General features: G+C 54.2%; 17 protein-coding genes. 8 read left to right on the forward strand and 9 right to left on the reverse strand.

The genetic code is table 11. From position 1 onward, the window contains the following. The first annotated feature begins 50 nt into the window (after positions 1-50). Together RJP21_RS02215 and RJP21_RS02220 are read left to right on the forward strand one after the other, a co-directional pair. Complete coding sequence (locus RJP21_RS02215) at positions 51-929, forward strand: DUF4097 family beta strand repeat-containing protein (protein WP_310857910.1); 879 nt, start codon at positions 51-53, stop codon at positions 927-929. A 681-nt stretch (positions 930-1,610) separates the two neighbouring features. Continuing rightward, positions 1,611-3,017, forward strand: coding sequence for a SulP family inorganic anion transporter (locus RJP21_RS02220; protein ID WP_310858117.1), 1,407 nt, complete (start codon positions 1,611-1,613; stop codon positions 3,015-3,017). 150 nt (positions 3,018-3,167) lie between these two features. Here RJP21_RS02220 and RJP21_RS02225 read toward each other — a convergent pair whose 3' ends face one another. Then, a complete protein-coding gene (locus RJP21_RS02225) occupies positions 3,168-3,722 on the reverse strand; it encodes a GNAT family N-acetyltransferase (RefSeq protein WP_310857911.1) in 555 nt (184 codons plus the stop codon). A gap of 304 nt (positions 3,723-4,026) precedes the next feature. On the opposite strand from RJP21_RS02225, the gene RJP21_RS02230 reads away from it, so the two are divergent. Both RJP21_RS02230 and RJP21_RS02235 read left to right on the forward strand, forming a co-directional pair. Further along, the gene (locus tag RJP21_RS02230) at positions 4,027-4,758 is read left to right on the forward strand and encodes a glycoside hydrolase family 73 protein (RefSeq protein ID WP_310857912.1); all 732 of its coding nucleotides are present in this window, start codon (positions 4,027-4,029) and stop codon (positions 4,756-4,758) included. 127 nt (positions 4,759-4,885) lie between these two features. Then, positions 4,886-5,254, forward strand: coding sequence for a sensory rhodopsin transducer (locus RJP21_RS02235; protein ID WP_310858118.1), 369 nt, complete (start codon positions 4,886-4,888; stop codon positions 5,252-5,254). Between the two features lie 101 nt (positions 5,255-5,355). Here the strand turns inward: RJP21_RS02235 and RJP21_RS02240 are convergent, their stop codons facing one another. After that, on the reverse strand, positions 5,356-5,694 hold the full coding sequence (locus RJP21_RS02240) for a L,D-transpeptidase (RefSeq protein WP_160038980.1): 339 nt from the start codon (positions 5,692-5,694) through the stop codon (positions 5,356-5,358). Positions 5,695-5,817: 123 nt separating this feature from the next. Between RJP21_RS02240 and RJP21_RS02245 the strand changes: the two genes are divergently transcribed. The 3 genes from RJP21_RS02245 to RJP21_RS02255 all read left to right on the forward strand — a co-directional run bounded on the left by RJP21_RS02245 (position 5,818) and on the right by RJP21_RS02255 (position 9,559). Next, the gene (locus RJP21_RS02245) at positions 5,818-6,807 is read left to right on the forward strand and encodes a polysaccharide deacetylase family protein (protein WP_310857913.1); all 990 of its coding nucleotides are present in this window, start codon (positions 5,818-5,820) and stop codon (positions 6,805-6,807) included. 729 nt (positions 6,808-7,536) lie between these two features. After that, positions 7,537-9,075: an HD domain-containing phosphohydrolase gene (locus RJP21_RS02250; RefSeq protein WP_310857914.1), complete on the forward strand. Its 1,539-nt coding sequence runs from the start codon at positions 7,537-7,539 to the stop codon at positions 9,073-9,075. Positions 9,076-9,256: 181 nt separating this feature from the next. Then, positions 9,257-9,559 (forward strand): hypothetical protein, encoded by a 303-nt coding sequence (locus tag RJP21_RS02255; RefSeq protein ID WP_310857915.1) that lies wholly within the window; start codon positions 9,257-9,259, stop codon positions 9,557-9,559. Between the two features lie 98 nt (positions 9,560-9,657). On the opposite strand, the gene RJP21_RS02260 is transcribed toward RJP21_RS02255, so the two are convergent. The 7 genes from RJP21_RS02260 to RJP21_RS02290 form a co-directional block, all read right to left on the reverse strand. Next, entirely contained in the window at positions 9,658-10,800 is a 1,143-nt protein-coding gene (locus RJP21_RS02260; RefSeq protein WP_310857916.1) for an ABC transporter permease, read from the reverse strand. A gap of 151 nt (positions 10,801-10,951) precedes the next feature. After that, entirely contained in the window at positions 10,952-11,926 is a 975-nt protein-coding gene (locus RJP21_RS02265) for an ABC transporter ATP-binding protein (RefSeq protein WP_310857917.1), read from the reverse strand. An 11-nt stretch (positions 11,927-11,937) separates the two neighbouring features. Continuing rightward, positions 11,938-12,702 carry an ABC transporter permease gene (locus RJP21_RS02270; RefSeq protein WP_310857918.1) on the reverse strand — a complete coding sequence of 255 codons (765 nt, stop codon included), beginning with the start codon at positions 12,700-12,702 and terminating at the stop codon, positions 11,938-11,940. After that, complete coding sequence (locus RJP21_RS02275; RefSeq protein ID WP_310857919.1) at positions 12,702-13,415, reverse strand: ABC transporter ATP-binding protein; 714 nt, start codon at positions 13,413-13,415, stop codon at positions 12,702-12,704. Before RJP21_RS02275 ends, RJP21_RS02270 begins: the two co-directional genes overlap by 1 nt. After that, complete coding sequence (locus RJP21_RS02280; protein ID WP_310857920.1) at positions 13,415-13,819, reverse strand: GntR family transcriptional regulator; 405 nt, start codon at positions 13,817-13,819, stop codon at positions 13,415-13,417. The genes RJP21_RS02275 and RJP21_RS02280 overlap by 1 nt, the downstream gene beginning before the upstream one ends. Before the next feature lie 255 nt (positions 13,820-14,074). Then, positions 14,075-15,424, reverse strand: coding sequence for an MATE family efflux transporter (locus RJP21_RS02285; protein WP_310857921.1), 1,350 nt, complete (start codon positions 15,422-15,424; stop codon positions 14,075-14,077). A gap of 45 nt (positions 15,425-15,469) precedes the next feature. Further along, on the reverse strand, positions 15,470-16,096 hold the full coding sequence (locus tag RJP21_RS02290; protein ID WP_310857922.1) for a TetR/AcrR family transcriptional regulator: 627 nt from the start codon (positions 16,094-16,096) through the stop codon (positions 15,470-15,472). Between the two features lie 290 nt (positions 16,097-16,386). On the opposite strand from RJP21_RS02290, the gene RJP21_RS02295 reads away from it, so the two are divergent. Then, on the forward strand, positions 16,387-17,076 hold the full coding sequence (locus RJP21_RS02295; RefSeq protein ID WP_310858119.1) for an oxidoreductase: 690 nt from the start codon (positions 16,387-16,389) through the stop codon (positions 17,074-17,076). Positions 17,077-17,176: the final 100 nt, after the last annotated feature.

Below are 17,176 nucleotides of genomic sequence, written 5' to 3' on the forward strand. Positions count from 1 at the left end.
TATAATGGGTACCAGAAATAACCAGCGGGAATCGGAAGGGGACCTATTTAATGAAGAGATCATACCGATGGGCCATTGCTGCGGCGATGGTGTCCGTTCTGTTTTTGGCGGGCTGCGACACCGTTCACGAAGCCGCGCAAACGGTCAAGAAGGACATCCAGGAAGTGGCGGCAGCCGCAGGAGATTCGGTGGGAAATGCCGCGGCCGGCGCCGCGGAACGATTAAAGCGGGAGGGCGAACCGGTTGAGCTTTCCGCCGAAGGGGAAGCCCGCGCCGATACGGTATTGCGTATCGACCACCGGGTCGGAAACATCCGCCTTGCGGCTGGAGACGGAGACGCCGTAAAGGTAAAGACGACCATTTGGTTTTTGAAGGAGCGATCTTCTTACCGGAACTTGAGCGAACAAGCAGTCACATCCTTGATTCCAAAGGACGGCCAGCTGAAGCTCATCACAAGCTCCAAAGAAGACACCGGCCGAAATCTATGGGACTGGGCCGACTCCAAATACGGGTATTCCGATTTCATCATCGATTATGATATCGAGCTTCCTGCAACGGTTGCGGGAATCGACGTCGCGAGCGACGTCGGGGAAATAAGCGTGGACGGCTTCCGGGGAACCTACCGGATCCATAGCGACGTGGGGAATATTGTCGTGAAGGAGGGCCGGATCGCGGGTAAGTCCGATATCGGGTCCAATGCCGGAAGCGTGGAGCTTCGGTTGAACGGGATCGAGGAAGGCGGCGGCCTGACGGCCCGAACCGATGTCGGGAGCATTCGCGCCGCATTTGCCGATTCGATGAAATACACGCTGAAGGCGGAAAGCGAGCTTGGGGCATTGTCCGGCGTCTCGAACGGCGAACACGAGATCAACGGAGGAGGTCCGCCGATCACCCTGTCGACTTCCGTCGGACCCATAAACGTAGAGTAAAACAACAAACGTGTTGTGATATCTTCACCGGGGGGCCACCCCCGTACCTTTAAACGGTACGGGGGTGGCCTCTTTCGGCTATGAGGTTTGTTCATCCCGGGCTGCCTTAGCGCGCCCGTCAATGCGCATGCGGATTCCGTCATCGCTAAGTCGCCGCTTCTCCTGCAAATAGCAGCGGACTCTATTTTCATATTGAATCGCTTGTATGCGAGATGCACCCATGCAAAAAGCCTGCGGATGAGCGGGGGCCGCAGGCTTTTTGCCAAGTAAGGGGAGTGATGGGTGAAGCATGAGGGTTGGCGGGAAACGAAGATGCAAGGAACATCCTCGTTTCTAGTAATATACTATTCAGAAGCTGTGAGATGTTTCGTGATAGAAACAGCAGGTAAAACGCTCATTTATTACCGTAAGAAATCGCCAATAATAAGGAGCATTCGGCATTATTGGAGAGGAAATAAGGATTTGAACCGTTTACATGGCGTTTTGGGATCGCTCTATTTTATGTTTATAATGTTGACCAGTGAAAATCGGACCTGGGCGAACCTGAGAGTGGGGAGCTATTATTTTTAACTAGACTTTGGACATGTTCGGATGCTTGCTTTTAAAAAATAGATAGGAGGAATTATCTCTTTGTTTTGGAATGGATTAAAACAAGGCTTCTTTAGTAATGTCAAAAGGGATATGTTATCGGGCTTGACGGTGGCGTTCGCCCTGATCCCGGAGGCGATTGCGTTTTCTTTGATGGCGGGCGTGGACCCGATGGTCGGGCTTTACGCTTCTTTCCTGATTGCGGTGACGATATCGTTTGTTGGGGGACGGCCAGGCATGATTTCGGCAGCAACGGGGGCGATGGCTTCCCTGATGGGGCCGATCGTAGCCAAATACGGGATCGAATATTTATTCGCAACCACGATTTTGACTGGAATATTGCAGTGGATCATGGGCCAGCTTAAGTTTGGGCGATTGATTACATTTGTGCCCCAGCCGGTCATTGTCGGCTTCGTCAATGCGCTGGCCATCGTTATTTTTATGGCGCAGCTTCCCAATTTCGCGGGCGCAACCTGGGTGATGTATCTGATGGTTGCCGGAACGCTCGCTATCATCTATTTGTTCCCGCTCCTGACGAAAGCCGTTCCTTCGGCGCTGGTGGCGATCATCGCCATGACGGTCATTTCGGTATTGACCCATGCCGACGTCCGAACGGTAGGCGATATGGGGACGATTACGCAGACGCTGCCATCCTTCCACATTCCTTCGGTGGCGTTGTCGTTTCATCTGTTTATTACCGTGCTGCCTTACGCGCTGGCGCTTGCCGTCGTCGGAATGACGGAATCGCTGCTGACGGCGAACCTGGTGGACGAGCTCACGGAAACGGCCAGCGATAAAAACCGTGAAATCAAAGGGCAGGGCCTTGCCAATATTGTTTCGGGGTTGTTCGGCGGGATGGCCGGCTGCGCGATGATCGGACAGACCGTCATCAACGTGAAATCCGGCGGACGGTCCCGGCTTTCGACCCTGGTTGCGGGCATCTTTCTGCTGTTCCTCATTATTGCGCTGGGCAGCGTGGTCAAGGTAATTCCGATGGCGGCACTCGTGGGCGTGATGATCATGGTGTCGGTCGGCACGTTCGATTGGAACTCCTTGCGTACGCTGCATAAGGTGCCGCTCGGCGACACGGTTGTGATGGCCGTGACGGTTGCGATCGTGGTGGCGACTTCCAATCTGGCGTTTGGCGTCGTGGCGGGCGTCGTTTTGAGCGCGCTGCGGTTCGGCTGGAACATGGCCCGGATTCATGCCTCCACGGAATGGTCCGGGGAGGGGGCCAAGTTGTACCGGATCCACGGGCAGCTGTTTTTTGGCACGATGGCGCAGTTTCCCCAGCTGTTTGCGTATCCGGAGGATCCCGATCAGGTCGTCATCGACTTTACGGGTTCGAATCTATGGGACCAATCGGCGACAAACGCCCTTTCCAAAGTGGTCGACAAATACGCTGCTCTTGGCAAACGGGTTACCGTTCAAGGGTTGAATGAAGAAAGCCGGATTATGCTGGACAAAATCGGGCGTACGCTGGATTCATCCGGCTACTGAGTGAGTAACGGGAAAGGCGGCTTCCATTGCGGATGCCGCCTTTTTTTGTCGATAACAATGCATCGTTTCCGAAGTTTCCTGCAAAAACCTGGACCGCCTTCGAAGCGGGGTAAATCTGTGGTATTCATTTCGTTTCGGAGACTTTGAACGTCAGGCTTCCGAGGGGACCGGCTTTTCATAGAGATTAAACGGCGCATCCGGAGCGGAACCCCGGGATTCGAATCCCGCTCCGCTGTACAGGCTGTTCAACGCGGGCACCGATGCGATGCAGTCCAAACGGATCCGGTCCTTATGCGGGAAACGGATGCCGTTTACGGCCCAGTTCAAAATGGCGCTTCCGAGCTGCCGTCCCGCAAAAGCGCGGTCAATGCAAAGGCGGTGCAAATAAACCGCGGATTCATGTCCTTCATTGCCCCATAGCGCACGATCCCATGCGCTCGCATGCTGCTGAAGAATCACCATGCCCGCAAGGGCGTCGCCCTGTTTGAAAATAAACACGTCGCCGCGGTCGACCGCCTCGGCGACTCCGTGGCGGTCTTCCCCGGCAAGCAGCTCATGCCACTGCTTTGAGCCTTTGCCTTGCAGCCAGGCCGCGGCTTGCACCATCAGGCTGTTCACCGCCATTTTGTCTTCGGGACGGGCCTGGGCGGCAAAAATCCCCGGCAGGACTTCTTCGCGGATGATTTGGCATTTCGAATCGTTCATATAATGTTTTCCCCTTCCAAAGCCATATGATGATCATGTGTACCCCGGACTTCCATATTTCAAGGTTATGGTTTCTGTTAATCTTAAAAAAGTTTGCAGGCTTGTGCAAGTGTCGCCCGATGGTTGGATCGCGGCGTGTTCCGTGCCTGCCGTATTCGGGTGCTCCTCCCGAATACGGAAAACGGGCTTGCTTCTGATTCCCGACAGGGATGGCCGTACAGGCAGACCGGCGCCGCTTGGCATGGAATGGTATAAGGACTGTTGCGCTTTATGCTCGTCTATTGCGGAAAGGGGGTACCTTTAGGTGAAACAGGAAAATTTCATCGCCAAAATCGCTCCGCTCGCGGTTGCGGACCAATCGAAGACGGGGGTTCCGGCTTCCCTGACGATCGCTCAGGCGGCGCTTGAGTCCTCGTGGGGGGAAAGCCGTTTGGCCGCGCAAGCGAATAACTTGTTCGGAATCAAAGGCGAAGGGCCGGCAGGAAGCATCCGCATGCAGACCTCGGAATATGTCAGGGGCGCTTGGGTGCAAATATTCGCCTATTTCCGCATGTACCACAACTGGGAGGAGTCCATGCAAGACCATTCCCGGCTGATCGTCAACGGCCCGGCCGGAGACCGGCGGTACAGGGATGCATTGAACACGGATGGAAGATCGGCGGCCCGGGCGGTGGCGAAGGCCGGCTATGCAACCGATCCGCAATATGCGGATAAACTGGTTCAAATCATGGACAAGTACGGTTTGTACCAATATGATGCCAAGGGAAAGGAAGCGGAGCCGATGACCAATGAAGAAAAAGCGGCCTTCGAGGCGCTGCAGGCGACGGTTGCCCAACAGGCGGCTTGGATCAAGCGGCAGGAAAGTCTGCTGAGTATGCCTTGTCCGGTTTGGGCGCAGGAAGCCTACGACTTTTACAAGCCTTATATATCCGACGAAAAGGGGAGTTACGATTTTTGGCGCCAGCTCGTGATCCAATACCGGCATGAAAAAGGGATTCAGGTTAATGGACCGAAAGACTCGGGAAGCACGAAATGACGACTTGCCGAAGCTTTTTTTACGGAAAGGGAAGGGAAAACGGTTTGATCCGCAGAATGTGTAAAGCGACGAAGGGGGACGACTGTCTTTGCATGTTCAATATGTAATGGAAGCGGAGGAACCGATCATGTCCAATGGCGAATTGCAGTGGATCATCCCGGACGGATACATTCCGCCGGATAGCAGCGGGCAGCTGGAGAGCCATGAATCGATATGCGTGCTTAATTTGAACGGGGAAGAAGTTACGGTCACCGTCAACGCTTTTTTTGAGGACAGGGAGCCCTTGTTGGGAATGAAGACGACGGTTGGAGGCCGGCGCACGAAGCATATTCGGACCGCGTCGCTGCAGGCGGAAGGACGTTTCATTCCGAAAGGCGTTCCATATGCGATGGAAGTCGTTAGCAGCGGCCCGGTGTACGTGCAGTACAGCAGGCTGGATTCCACGCAGGCGGAAAACGCGCTGATGAGCGTCATGGCATTTCCGGTAAAAGAGTAGTCCATAAGAAGCGAAAAACAACAGCCGCAGCCCTGCAAGAAACGTCCGTTTCCTGCAGGGTTTTGTTGTCGCGGAGCCCTCAAGCTCCGATTCCCGGCCTGCTACGGCCGGATCGTCACGCGGGTGCCGACCGGCACGTAAGACGAAAGATCAAGCACGTCCTCGTTGTACATCCGAATGCAGCCGTGAGACACCTCGTGCCCGATCGAAGAGGGGTTGTTGGTTCCGTGTATGCCGTAATGGGGTTTGGAAAGACCCATCCATAAAGCGCCGAACGGCCCGCCGGGATGAAGCTGCTTGTTGATGATCGTAAATTCGCCCGTGGGGGTGCTGGTTACCATTTTGCCGATGCCCACGGGGTAGGATTTGACGACTTGGTCTCCGTCCAAAAGATAAAGCGTGCGATCCGAAAGGTCGACGATGATCCTATAATCCGGCATTTGCATCACTCCTTGTTTTCAGAGTATGTTTATAATACAGGGAATGCACCGCCCGACAACGCGAAATATTCGGAAATCGGACGATTTTGCCCATGAATCGTTATAAAGGAGTTCAAGGAAGTCATGCATCGAAAAAAAATGCTCTCATACGGCACTTTCGGCATCTTGTTGTTGATCGCATCGTTGTTTCTTTGGCGGGAGGGGCCTTATGTTTACCACCCTGCACGAACCCATGTAAAAGGGGAGGCAGGAGGGGCGCGCGTACACGGATTCTTTTCCACCCGGCCGACGCCAAATGCCATATATTACAAAAATAAAGTCATCGTTCTGATGTACCATGACGTACAGCCCCATCCGACCAACGCCAAAAGCCTGGATACGGCCGTTTTCAAACAGCAGCTCGATGCAATGAAAGCCAACGGCTTCCACTGGATCACGATGGAGCAGTATGCGGATTTTATTACGAAGCGGCGTCCCGTACCGAATAATGCGGTGCTTTTGACGTTTGACGACGGTTATGAGACGTTTTACAAATACGTGTATCCGATTTTGGAGGAATATCACGCGCCCGCTACCAATTTCCTGATCGTCGCGACCATAGGCAACCCGAAGCATCCCGGGCTTCCCAAGCTGAATTGGCAGCAGGTGCAGGCCATGCATCGGACGGGATTCATCGATTTTTACAGCCATACCTACGATTCCCATGCTTACGGTTATATTCGTATTACCGGCAAAAACAAGGATCGGGCCGAACCGATGCTGATGGGTCCGGAGGACAACAAGACGCTGCGCCGCGTGGAAACGAACGAAGATTACGTTCGGAGAGTCACGCGGGATCTGGCCTTGTCCGATCAAATTTTGCGGGAGAAACTCGGAAATACGCGAAACATTTTGGCGTTTCCGTATGGCGGATATTCGAAACCGGTGATCGACATCTGCCATAAGCTAGGCATTCAGGTGACGTTTTCCGTCAAGACGGGAATCAACAGCCCCGGCCAATATATCGGGTACCGCGTCAACGCGGGGGGCATGGACAACAATCCGATCGCCCTTCTGGAATACATGAAGCGGGGCGCTCCGATCAAAACGCCGATCAAAGGCTACAACATATGAAATGGACGAACCCCCGAAGGGCTGCGGTGAGCAGCTCCCGGGGGTTCTATGTGTTGTCTGGCGCAGCATGACGCCATCTATTTAACCCCTGACAGTCCGAAAAAGCCAGACTGCAGCCGGTTCCTTTAGTCTTGTCGGTAAACAGAATAATGACCTTTCCAAAACAACAAAAGCCCTACCTCTCTTTTGTCCTTGCGGCTCCGATGACCGCGCCAGCGTGAATCAGAATGCGTCTTGTCTTAAACTCTTACTTCGTTTGGGTCATTCAAAATAGGAATTTAATGCTTCGATGATCCGATGGAAGGATTCGCGGATCCGAAGAGTTATTCTTTGTTGCGAGGAACAATTGGGGTTAAATGAAATTGTACATTTTCGAATTATACCATGAAAACCAAGATTTTGCAACCTTTTTGAAAAGCGACTTATCCGGGCGATGATCGGGCAAACGGATTCCGGACGGGAGGGCACCGCAACGGAGCAGGGGAAAGACGGAATCCGGGCATATTCCAGCCTGAACTGGAAGTCACTTCAAGGAAAGCTATGAAGAAAGTCATAAACATGCGTCTTTGCTCCGCTTCGGCGGGCTTTTTTTGCCGTTGTCACAAAAAGTTACGGAAAGGGAAAGGTTTGTCGAGATTATTGTCACATATTTCATTCTTTCGGCCGATAATGATAGTAGTATTGGACTAGCCATTTTTTATGAATTTTGAACAAGGAAGGCTTTGCTTTATGAATACCGATTCTTCTTGTCCGAAGGCGAGGAAGGTGTACCGGTCGTTTCTGGGCAAACTGCTGCGCAATTATATGATCGGCTTGCTGTTAACGGTTCTCGTCGTCGGCAGCGCGATCGTTCCTACGCAGGTGGACATGACTCCGGATGAATATCAGCGTCTTGCGTTCATTTTGCTCGTTTCGCTTGCCTGCATGGGCGTTGCCGAGTGGATCGCTTTCGCTCGCCATATCCGGCCGGTCCGGCAGGGGCTTGCCCCGGAAGCGGATCTTGAGGTGCTTCGGAAGGCATACGTCCGTACGCACCGGCTGCCGTTATTGTCCGTATTCCGTATTCTGGTGCCGCATCAGCTGAGCTTCTCCATTCCGGCGCTGGCTCTCACGGTATGGATGCTGCATGAGGGCCTGTTGTCATTTCCCGATTTCTACGTATTGGTGGCTGCCATGGGGGCGCTGCTGGTGGCGGGCATGCACGCGATGCTGGATTTTTTCTTGACGACGGCCGCGATTCGCCCGCTTTTGCTCGAGATCAAAACGCTGGCCGAACAAAGGTTTCGGGTGGAACTGGATGCCGATGACCATGTCCTGCTGCCGATCCGCCCTAAATTTCTGGTGAGCGGCATGCTGATCGGCATCCTGCCGCTGCTGCTGTTCAGCATTGCCGCGCATATCCGGCTGCATCGGCTGGAAGTCGACATGTTTCAAAATTATTGGGGCTGGGCCGGAATGATCCTGCTTATTGACGCGGCTTTCGTTTATATGGGGGCGAGGCTGATTACGCAAGATATTGAACGGCCGATCTCCCAGTTGTACGATGCGATGAACGACATTAAGGAAGGCCGGCTGACGAAGGTTCAAAACGTCTATTCCGACGAGTTTTCCAAGCTGGTTACCGGTTTCAACATGATGGTCGGCGCCTTGCAAATGCGGGAAGAGGAAAGCCGGGTGATGCTGGACAGCTATTTCGTCACGCTCGCGGTCGCGCTGGATGCGCGCGATCCGTATACCGCCGGACATTCGCTGCGCGTCGCCGAATATTCGGAGCAGATCGGACGGCTGTGCGGCATGTCTCCCGAGGAGCTGGCCATTATCCGAAAGTCCGCGCTGCTGCACGACATCGGCAAAATCGGCATTCGCGATACCGTGCTGCTGAAGGAAGGGCGGCTGACCGAGGAAGAATTCGATCAGATTAAAGCCCACCCGGCCCTCGGCGAAAATATCCTGCTTCAGATCGAACCGAAGGAAGTGATGGCGCCGCTGCTTCCGGGGGTCCGTTCGCATCATGAACGCTACGACGGGAAGGGGTATCCGGATAGGCTTGCCGGTGAGGAGATTCCGGTGCTTGGAAGGATCATTGCCGTGGCCGATGCCTATGACGCGATGACCTCCGACCGTCCATACCGCAGGGGGATGGCGCCGTCGATCGCCCTCTCCATTTTGGACGAAGGCCGGGGAAGCCAGTGGGACCCGGTGTTTGCCAAAGCGTTTGTAGACCATATGCGCAAACAGCTGCCCTCCATTCCCAAACGGGGAGCTTGATCCGGAAAAACGTCTGCCGAATACGACAGGCGTTTTTTTGGGTTGTGGAAGGATCTGTTCCTTTGGTAAAATGTAAACAAGTATGGGACTGATATTGTAAATTCGGTAGGGTGCCGCTTGCCGTCCATGTACGGGACGAAGCGGTATGAATCTAGAATAAATCAAGGCGGAGGCGGACGATATGGGCATTGGAAAAGCCGCTTTTTGGACGCTCGAGGCATTGCGAAGCGTCGTGTTTCTGGTCATGGGACTATTTGTTTTAGGAGCCGTCGAAAGGCCGCTGACGGACGGAAAGGAGCTGGCGCCGATCCAGATGCTGCTGCTTCTCGCCGCGAATTTGGCCGTTCTTTACGTGTTGCACCGGAATAAATTTGCTCTGCGCAGATTTTACCGTCCCGCGGAGAAAAAGAAGCTGTCTGCGGCAATGACGGCGGTGCTGCTCGGGTTTGCGTTCGTTTCTATAACGATCATAGCCGTTGCATAATTGGATATGCAGGATTGGACATGCGCAAAGGGATGCTCTGCCGACAGGCAGAACATCCCTTTGTTGTTGTGCGTCACGGCGCAAGCCGGTGGTTAGCGTCAGTTGGCCGCGGACCGGAGAAATCCGGGAAGTCTGAGCAGGGCTACGGTGAGCCCGGCAAGGCCGAACGTGAGCAGGATGAGGGCGGCGCCCCATACGTCGCCGAGATGCGCGCCGTGGGCGATGATATCCTGCAGCGAATGCTGCGCCCAAAATTGCGGCAGGAAATGTCCGATCGTCTGCACGGCCTTCGGCAGGAGATAGGATGGGACCCACAAACCGCCAAGCATGGCGCCTCCCATCGAAATGACCTGCGTGATGACCATGGCCGCCCCTTCGCCGGGAACGAGGAAGGAAAGCGCCAGGCCGATGCCCGTGCCGGCGATGCTGAGGGAGACGACGATAACCGACAATGCCGCGACGTCGCCAAGCGCAAGCCCGTAAACGAAATGGCCGAAAGCGAACAAAATGATGCACTGTGCGATGACCGTCAGAACAAACGGGAACCACATGCCAAGCAAATAATGAAGCGGTTTGATGCGCGTGGTGCGGATGCGCGACAGCAGACCGGTTTTCTTTTCCTCGAAAAAGCGGCGGGCCATCGTAATCATGATAAAAAATACGAACATGACGGTCATGCCGGGCACGACTTGGTCGATCATGCTAAACTTGTCGGAGGACGTTGCCACGTTTTCGATCCGGATCGGGGACGCGAGGGCGGCTTCGGCCTGCGCTTTGGACTCGCCTTTGGCGATCAGCAAGCCCGTCAGCTTTTGCTCGCGGTATTGGGTGGAAATGCTGCTCAGAATCGCCTGGATCGGCGCGACCTCCATCTGGGCGGACGGGTCTTGGTACAGCTTGACGTCGGCCGCTTGGCCCGATTTCATCGCTTGCTCGAAGCCGCTCGGGATCACGAGCATGGCCGAGAACTGCCCCTGTTTGATTTTGTCCAGCTGCCCGTTTAAGTCGTCCGCGGGAAGCTGCTGTACATCCATGATGCCTTTCATTTGGCTTATCAGCGCTTTGGATGCGGCGCTCTGGTCCTGGTCGACCGTTCGCAGCGAGACGGAAGCGCCGCTGTCGCCTTGATTGAACACCGACCCGAACATCACGATAAAAATAATGGGCATCAAGAGAAGGAAAAAGAAGCTTTTTTTATCTTTGCCAATGAGCCGCAGCTCTTTGATCATCATCGATCTCATCGTTTGAATCTCCTTTGCTTCGAATAGGTTCTTGAAGATATAAGAAAGTATAAGTTTCGAAGCGATGGCTTCCTTATATCTCAAGAGAAATTTCCGCTAAGCGCGGTCTGTCTTCTGTGAAAGTAAGTCGATAGACGTTTTTCTTGTCGGTTTAATCGCGGAGCGCCGTACCGGTGACCTTCAAAAACACGCTTTCGAGCGAAGGGCGGACGATTTCCAGCTGCTTGACGTCCCATGCCTGCTGCGAAGCCTCGCGCAAAAGATGCTGCATCAGGGCCGAAGGCTGTTCCGTTTCCAGCAGCCACCCCGAACCTTCTTTGCGGGAGGCGGTAATGTTGGAATCCCGGGGCGGTTCGGCCAAACCGGGAACTTCCAGGTAAATGGCCTTCTGGCCGTACTGCTCGAGCAGTGTGCCCAGCGGTCCCATCGCTTTGATCGATCCCTGGTCCATAATCGCAATTTCGTCGCAGAGGGCTTCGACTTCTTCCATGTAATGCGTGGAATAGATGATGGTCACGCCTTCGGCGTTCAGCTCGCGGATCATCTCGAAAATATGGTTGCGCGACTGAGGGTCGATCCCCACCGTCGGTTCGTCGAGAATGAGCAGCTTTGGACGGTGCAGCAGGGCGGCGGCGATGTTGATCCTTCTTTTCATGCCGCCGGAGAAGGTGCTGACGGCCTCGTTTGCCCGTTCCAGCAGCCCGGTTCTGGCAAGCACCTCATGAATCCGATGCTTCAGCTCCTTGCCTTTGACCCCGTAGGCTTCCCCGAAAAATTCCAGATTCTGATATGCGCTCAGCTTTTCGTACAGCGTAATGTCCTGCGGAACATAGCCGATGTATTTCGCGACGGCGTCGGTTTCGCTGGCCGCGTCTTTGCCGAACAGCTTTGCGGTGCCGCTGTCGGCTTTGACGATGCCGGTCAATATTTTCATGGTCGTCGATTTGCCTGCGCCATTGGGCCCGAGGAAGCCGAACGAGGTGCCCGGTTTCAGCGAAAAGGTGACGTTTTCGAGCGCCTGCTTTTTCGCGTACGTTTTTCGAAGCCCTTTGACCTCCAGCATGTATCCATTGTTAGAAGCAGCAGTCTCAGCCGTTTGCGGTGAATTGATCATTACTTGAACCATACTTGTTCCCCCTATAAATCGAGTTTCTTTTCAATCAAAAATGCCGTAAGCCGAAGTACCGCGAAGGCGAGCACCCAGTCCAGCGCCACGATGAGCGGAAGCTCAAGCGGATAGGAGGACCAGAGGCTGTATTCCTGGGGAAAACCCTCTTCGGGGAAGACCTTGTCCGTCATGGAATACATTAGGCCAAGCCCCGCCATGAACACGACCCATAGAATCGGCGCCAAAGGGCGGATGACGGTGTTTTGAAGAACGCCCATCAGCATGCCGACCGCGATGATCAGCGGACTGATCGCGACAATCAGCGACAGCCAGTTAAAGCCGGTTTCCATAAACGTCCGGGTCGTTGCGAACGAATAATGGGAAACGGTAAACGAGAGGATCATGACGTACACGGATACGACCACATATAACGTTAAAAGCCCTGCCAATACCTTCAGCCAGATGCCCAGCCATTTGGCGGCAACCAGCCGCGTGCGCGGCTGGGGGATCGTCAGCCACCAACCGTAGGTATCGTTGCTCCATTCGTTTTTGACCGATCCGAATCCGAGAAAAAACGCGATGTAGGGAAGACCTAAAGTAACGGTCCAAAGGGCGTTTAACTCGAGGTCCTTTCGAACGGCAAAATAGGTGAGCGTGCCGATGACGACGGTAAAGATGCATAAAAAGTAAACCAACCACCATGTCCGGGGAATGCCGATTCGGTTTTGCCTCTTCCAGCGTCCTTTGCTTTTGAACTCATGGCGAACCAGATCACGGAAAACTGCCGAAAACATTAATCGTTCCACTCCTTCGCGTACAGTTTGCGGAAAACATCCCTCAAAGAGCCGTATTCCGCTCTCAAATCCTCGGTATTGCCGGACCAGATCGCTTGGCCCGCCTTCAGCATCACCGTGTAATCGAAGAGGCCTTCCACTTCCTGAATGTCATGGGTGCTGATCAGGATAGACTGCTCGCTTTCTTCAAAATAATCGATCAGGCTTGCGACGATCGCTTCCCTGGAAATGACGTCGATGCCTGTAAACGGCTCGTCAAGCACCACAAGGTCCACCTCGCGCGCAAGACACAGAATCAGCATGATTCGCGCTTCCTGGCCGCGGCTCATGCCGCCGACGCGCATATCGAGGTCGATGTCCATGTCGCCGGCCAACCGGATCGCCCGTTCCATCGAGAAGCCGGGAAGAAAGGACTTTCCCCATTCAAGCGCCTGCCTTGCGGTATGGCTCGGATACCATCTGGCGCGGTCCGGAAGATAGGCGATGCTGCCGTTCGTTTGCCAGCCCGGCTTTTTCCCGAGTACCTCGATCCGTCCCTCATCCGGTCTGACCAAACCGGACAGCGTCCGGAAAAACGTCGACTTTCCGCAGCCGTTCGGGCCGAGGATGCCTGTGATCCGTCCCGCGGGAATTGCGAGGTCAAGCCGGTTGAGCGCCGTTTTATTGCCGTAGCGTTTCGTAACCTGATGGCATTCCACGATGTTTGCCGTCATCAACCGATCCCTCCCGTTCCCGCTTCTTTTTTTCGGCGGATGTATGTTTCGATGTCTTTCCATGAAAGCCCGAGGCTTTCCATTTGCTCCATAAAGCTGTCGATGTATTTGGCGGCCAAGGCCGTCCGGAAGGTGGCCACGTTCTCCGCGGAGGAGGTCACAAACGTGCCTTGACCCCGCCGTTTTTCCGTCAATCCGTCACGCTCCAGTTCCTGATAGGCCCGCATGACGGTGTTCGGATTGATGCGCAGCTCCTGCGCCAGTTCCCTTACCGATGGCATTTTATCTCCCAAAGCGATCTCTCCTTTTGCAATTGCGCTTCTGGCTTGATCCAGTATCTGTTCATATAAAGGTTGACTGAAATCGATCTGAAAATGCAGCGAGCCAACCTGCTGTTCTTCCATAGAGGTTCCTCCCGCCGTACAAAAAAGTACGATTAGTGATTTAAGTGTATTATATCACTTAATACACTTAATACAATAGGCGGAACATCATTTTTTGAACCGCAATGTTTTCCAAAACAAAAAACCTGCCCTCTCCATAAATGGGAGAAAGCAGGCGCGGCGCGTGTTTCACGCGTTTTATTTTAAAGGATTCCGCAATGAAAATTTCCGCTAAACGCGGTATGTTTTCCGTGAAAGTACGTCGATAAGCATTTTTTATACCGCCGTTTGCTTCGATCTTTGCAAATATTGAACATAAATGAAAATCGAAACCGCCACGACGCATTCGGACAGCGGGATGGAAAGCCATACACCGTTCGTTCCGAGCAGATGAGGCAGCACCAGCAGGAAAACGACCATCAGAATAATTTCCCTTGATAACGTGATCCATACCGCCGCTTTGACCTGTTCGGACGCTTGGAAAAAGGTCATCATGACGAAATTGACGCCCATAAACATATATCCGATAAAAAAGAGCCGGATGCCGTTGATCGCCAGCGAGCGAACCTCTTCGGAGAAATCGCCGAACAGCGATACGATGCCGCCCGCGGACGCGAGGCCGAGAAGAAAGACGGCGATGCCGGAGACGAAGGCCGTAGCGACGGCGATCCGGACGGTCTGCACTTCGCGTTGGCGCAGCTTGGCGCCGCGGTAGTAGCTGATCAGCGGCTGAATCGCCGAACCCATGCCGAGGAACAGCATCAGCATGACGCTGTGCGCGTAATTGAGCACCGAAAAGGCGGCGACGCCCGCCGTTCCGGCCCATCGCACCATCGCTACGTTGTACCCGATCGTAAACACGGATAGCCCGACCTCGGAAATAAAGCTTGGAAAACCGATCGTCAACGTCCGGACGGCCAGCTTCAGCGAAAAAAACGGCTTGGCGAAGGAAAGCGTCCGGTCCTTGCGCAAAAAATGGACGAACAGCACCAGCGCCCCAACGAGCGTGGCGAGGACGGTTGCCAGAGCCGAACCTTTGACGCTCATATCAAGCATGTACAAAAATATATAGTTCAAAATAATGTTGAGGACCGCCGAAACGACCATCGAGATCATGGACAGGTTCGGGTTGCCGTCATTGCGGACGAACAGGCTGAATGCATTTTGGATCGTAATGATAAAGCCGTAAGTGAGCAGCACCGTCATATATTCGACGGCATGGGGGAGCGTATCCCCGTTGGCCCCGAGCGCATAAGCCAAAGGAACGCGCAGCAGATAGGCGGTGACGGCGACCAGCATCGTCAGAACGAAAATGAGGATAAGCGAGTGGGTGAAAATCCGCTGCGCTTGCTTGATGTTTTTCGCGCCGTTGGCTTGGGAAAACAAGGTTGCGCCGCCGATCCCGAGCCACAGCGACATGGCGAAAAATACGGAAAATACCGGGGACGCGATGTTGATGCCGGCCAGCGCCAGCGCGCCGAGACGGTGACCGACGAAAATGCCGTCGGCGACAACGTTGATCGACATCATGAGCATGCCGACAAGGGACGGAATAAGGTAGCGTACGAAAACTTTGCCTACGGGGTCGGTCTCCAGCGCAGGCAGCAGGTTTTTTTCTTGACTCATTGGTTCCTCCATTAATTTAAGCAGGTTCACTTTTTATGAAATGAATTAGCCGTTTGCCTTCTCCGCAGCCGGCGGCTCGGTCAGCCCGGTGATGCCGTACAGAAAAACATGCATCGCTTTCAGGTAAAGCGCACGCGCTTGTTCAAAAGACATTTTGTTCGTAGAAAACTCCATGCCGGCTAGCATGCCTTCAAGAATGATGCTGAGCATGCGAGCGTCGTCCGGCTTGAACTCGCCCGTCCGCATGCCTTCCTCCAGCAGTTCCTCGTAATTGCGAAGATACTCCCGCATCATCTCTTCGATTCGATCCTGGTTGGGCGACGTAATCAGCTCGGTAGCGTAAAATTCGTTCATCGCCTTGGTGAGCGGATGCTGAAAGCCGTCCAGCAGAAAATGTTCGACCAGCGCGATCATCTGCTCCTTGACGGTATGGTAACGGGCCTTTTTTGCCTGAAATTGCTCGGCCCATTCCCGGTTCCATTCGTCGAGCAGGTAGAGCAGCAGCCCTTCCTTGTTTTTGAAATGGTAATACATATTGCCCTTGCTGATTTGCGTGGCGGAAACGATGTCCTCGATGGAAGTGGAGGCGTAACCTTTTTGCCCGAACAAGGCGCGGGCGGCGTCGGCGATTTTCTGTTTCGTCTGCTGACTTGAAAGCTGTTTTTTGTTCATGGGCCTCATTTCACCTTTCTTTCGATCCACAACTTATACTGAACGTTCATTCTAAAATAATTCTTTATCAGTATATTCGCTTTTCATGGGGATTTCAAATCGTTGTATTACGGCAGAAGACAGCGGAAGCCTGAGGGGAGCGCATGCATAAAACACGGGTTTGCCGAAAGCGGCCGGGCGAGGTTGGATTACGGGAAAACGGCCGGTTTGGGGAACGAAGCCTGTTGAAACCGGATGCCCGAAACGGGTAGAATGAGGTCAAATAAATCCATGAAAGCGGGGTGGGGAAGATCGGATTGCACGCATTGGTGCTTGGCGCCACGGGACTTGTGGGCGGGGAATTGCTCGGAGAGCTGCTTCGCAGCGAAGCCTATGAATCCGTTGGCGTATTGACGAGGCGGCCGCTGGGGGTTCGGCATCCGAAGCTGCACGAATCGGTCATCGACTTTGAACAATTGGAGGACCATGCGGAGCGGTTCCAAGGGGCTAGGGATGTGTTTTGCTGCCTTGGCACGACGATCCGGAAAGCGGGGTCGCAGACGAAGTTCCGCAAGGTGGACTTGGAGTATCCGCTGCGGGCGGCGAAAATAGCCAAACGGCAGGGCGTCGGGCAGTTTTTGGCCGTCACCGCCATGGGGGCCGATCCCAATTCCAAAATCTTTTACAACCGCGTCAAAGGGGAGGCCGAAAAGGCCGTTTGCTCCGTGGGAATCCCGGGCGTGCATCTGTTTCGTCCGTCGCTGCTGCTCGGGGACCGGGGAGAATTCCGCTTCGGCGAAGCGGCGGGGGCCTGGGTCATGAGAAGCCTGGATCCGCTTTTGCGGGGCCGGGCGGCCAAATATCGGGCGATGCCGGCAAGAATCCTTGCGCGCGCCATGGTAAGCATCGCTTTGACCGGTACGGCCGGCGTACATGTTTACCCGAACGACGTCATTCGCGTGCTTGGCATGGAGGCAGAAGAAGGGTACGTAAACGTTTGAAACCTTCGGCCGCAGGGTCCAACAGCATAAAATAGACAAGCGTCCCAAGATCGTTCGAAGATCTGAAGGACGCTTATTTTTGTGGGAGAAAAAGGCCGTT

It is taken from the genome of Paenibacillus sp. VCA1, assembly GCF_031583795.1.
Lineage (GTDB): Bacteria > Bacillota > Bacilli > Paenibacillales > Paenibacillaceae > Paenibacillus_AQ > Paenibacillus_AQ albilobatus.

What these genes read in the sequence shown, in the direction of transcription:
- RJP21_RS02240 (WP_160038980.1), bottom strand. Translation starts at nt 5,694, where the DNA reads ATGCCGGATTATAGGATCATCGTCGACCTTTCGGATCGCACGCTTTAT.
- RJP21_RS02280 (WP_310857920.1), bottom strand. Translation starts at nt 13,819, where the DNA reads ATGGAAGAACAGCAGGTTGGCTCGCTGCATTTTCAGATCGATTTCAGT.
- RJP21_RS02245 (WP_310857913.1), top strand. Translation starts at nt 5,818, where the DNA reads ATGCATCGAAAAAAAATGCTCTCATACGGCACTTTCGGCATCTTGTTG.
- RJP21_RS02225 (WP_310857911.1), bottom strand. Translation starts at nt 3,722, where the DNA reads ATGAACGATTCGAAATGCCAAATCATCCGCGAAGAAGTCCTGCCGGGG.
- RJP21_RS02215 (WP_310857910.1), top strand. Translation starts at nt 51, where the DNA reads ATGAAGAGATCATACCGATGGGCCATTGCTGCGGCGATGGTGTCCGTT.
- RJP21_RS02260 (WP_310857916.1), bottom strand. Translation starts at nt 10,800, where the DNA reads ATGAGATCGATGATGATCAAAGAGCTGCGGCTCATTGGCAAAGATAAA.
- RJP21_RS02265 (WP_310857917.1), bottom strand. Translation starts at nt 11,926, where the DNA reads ATGGTTCAAGTAATGATCAATTCACCGCAAACGGCTGAGACTGCTGCT.
- RJP21_RS02275 (WP_310857919.1), bottom strand. Translation starts at nt 13,415, where the DNA reads ATGACGGCAAACATCGTGGAATGCCATCAGGTTACGAAACGCTACGGC.
- RJP21_RS02235 (WP_310858118.1), top strand. Translation starts at nt 4,886, where the DNA reads ATGTCCAATGGCGAATTGCAGTGGATCATCCCGGACGGATACATTCCG.
- RJP21_RS02220 (WP_310858117.1), top strand. Translation starts at nt 1,611, where the DNA reads ATGTTATCGGGCTTGACGGTGGCGTTCGCCCTGATCCCGGAGGCGATT.
- RJP21_RS02270 (WP_310857918.1), bottom strand. Translation starts at nt 12,702, where the DNA reads ATGTTTTCGGCAGTTTTCCGTGATCTGGTTCGCCATGAGTTCAAAAGC.
- RJP21_RS02285 (WP_310857921.1), bottom strand. Translation starts at nt 15,424, where the DNA reads ATGAGTCAAGAAAAAAACCTGCTGCCTGCGCTGGAGACCGACCCCGTA.
- RJP21_RS02250 (WP_310857914.1), top strand. Translation starts at nt 7,537, where the DNA reads ATGAATACCGATTCTTCTTGTCCGAAGGCGAGGAAGGTGTACCGGTCG.
- RJP21_RS02290 (WP_310857922.1), bottom strand. Translation starts at nt 16,096, where the DNA reads ATGAACAAAAAACAGCTTTCAAGTCAGCAGACGAAACAGAAAATCGCC.
- RJP21_RS02255 (WP_310857915.1), top strand. Translation starts at nt 9,257, where the DNA reads ATGGGCATTGGAAAAGCCGCTTTTTGGACGCTCGAGGCATTGCGAAGC.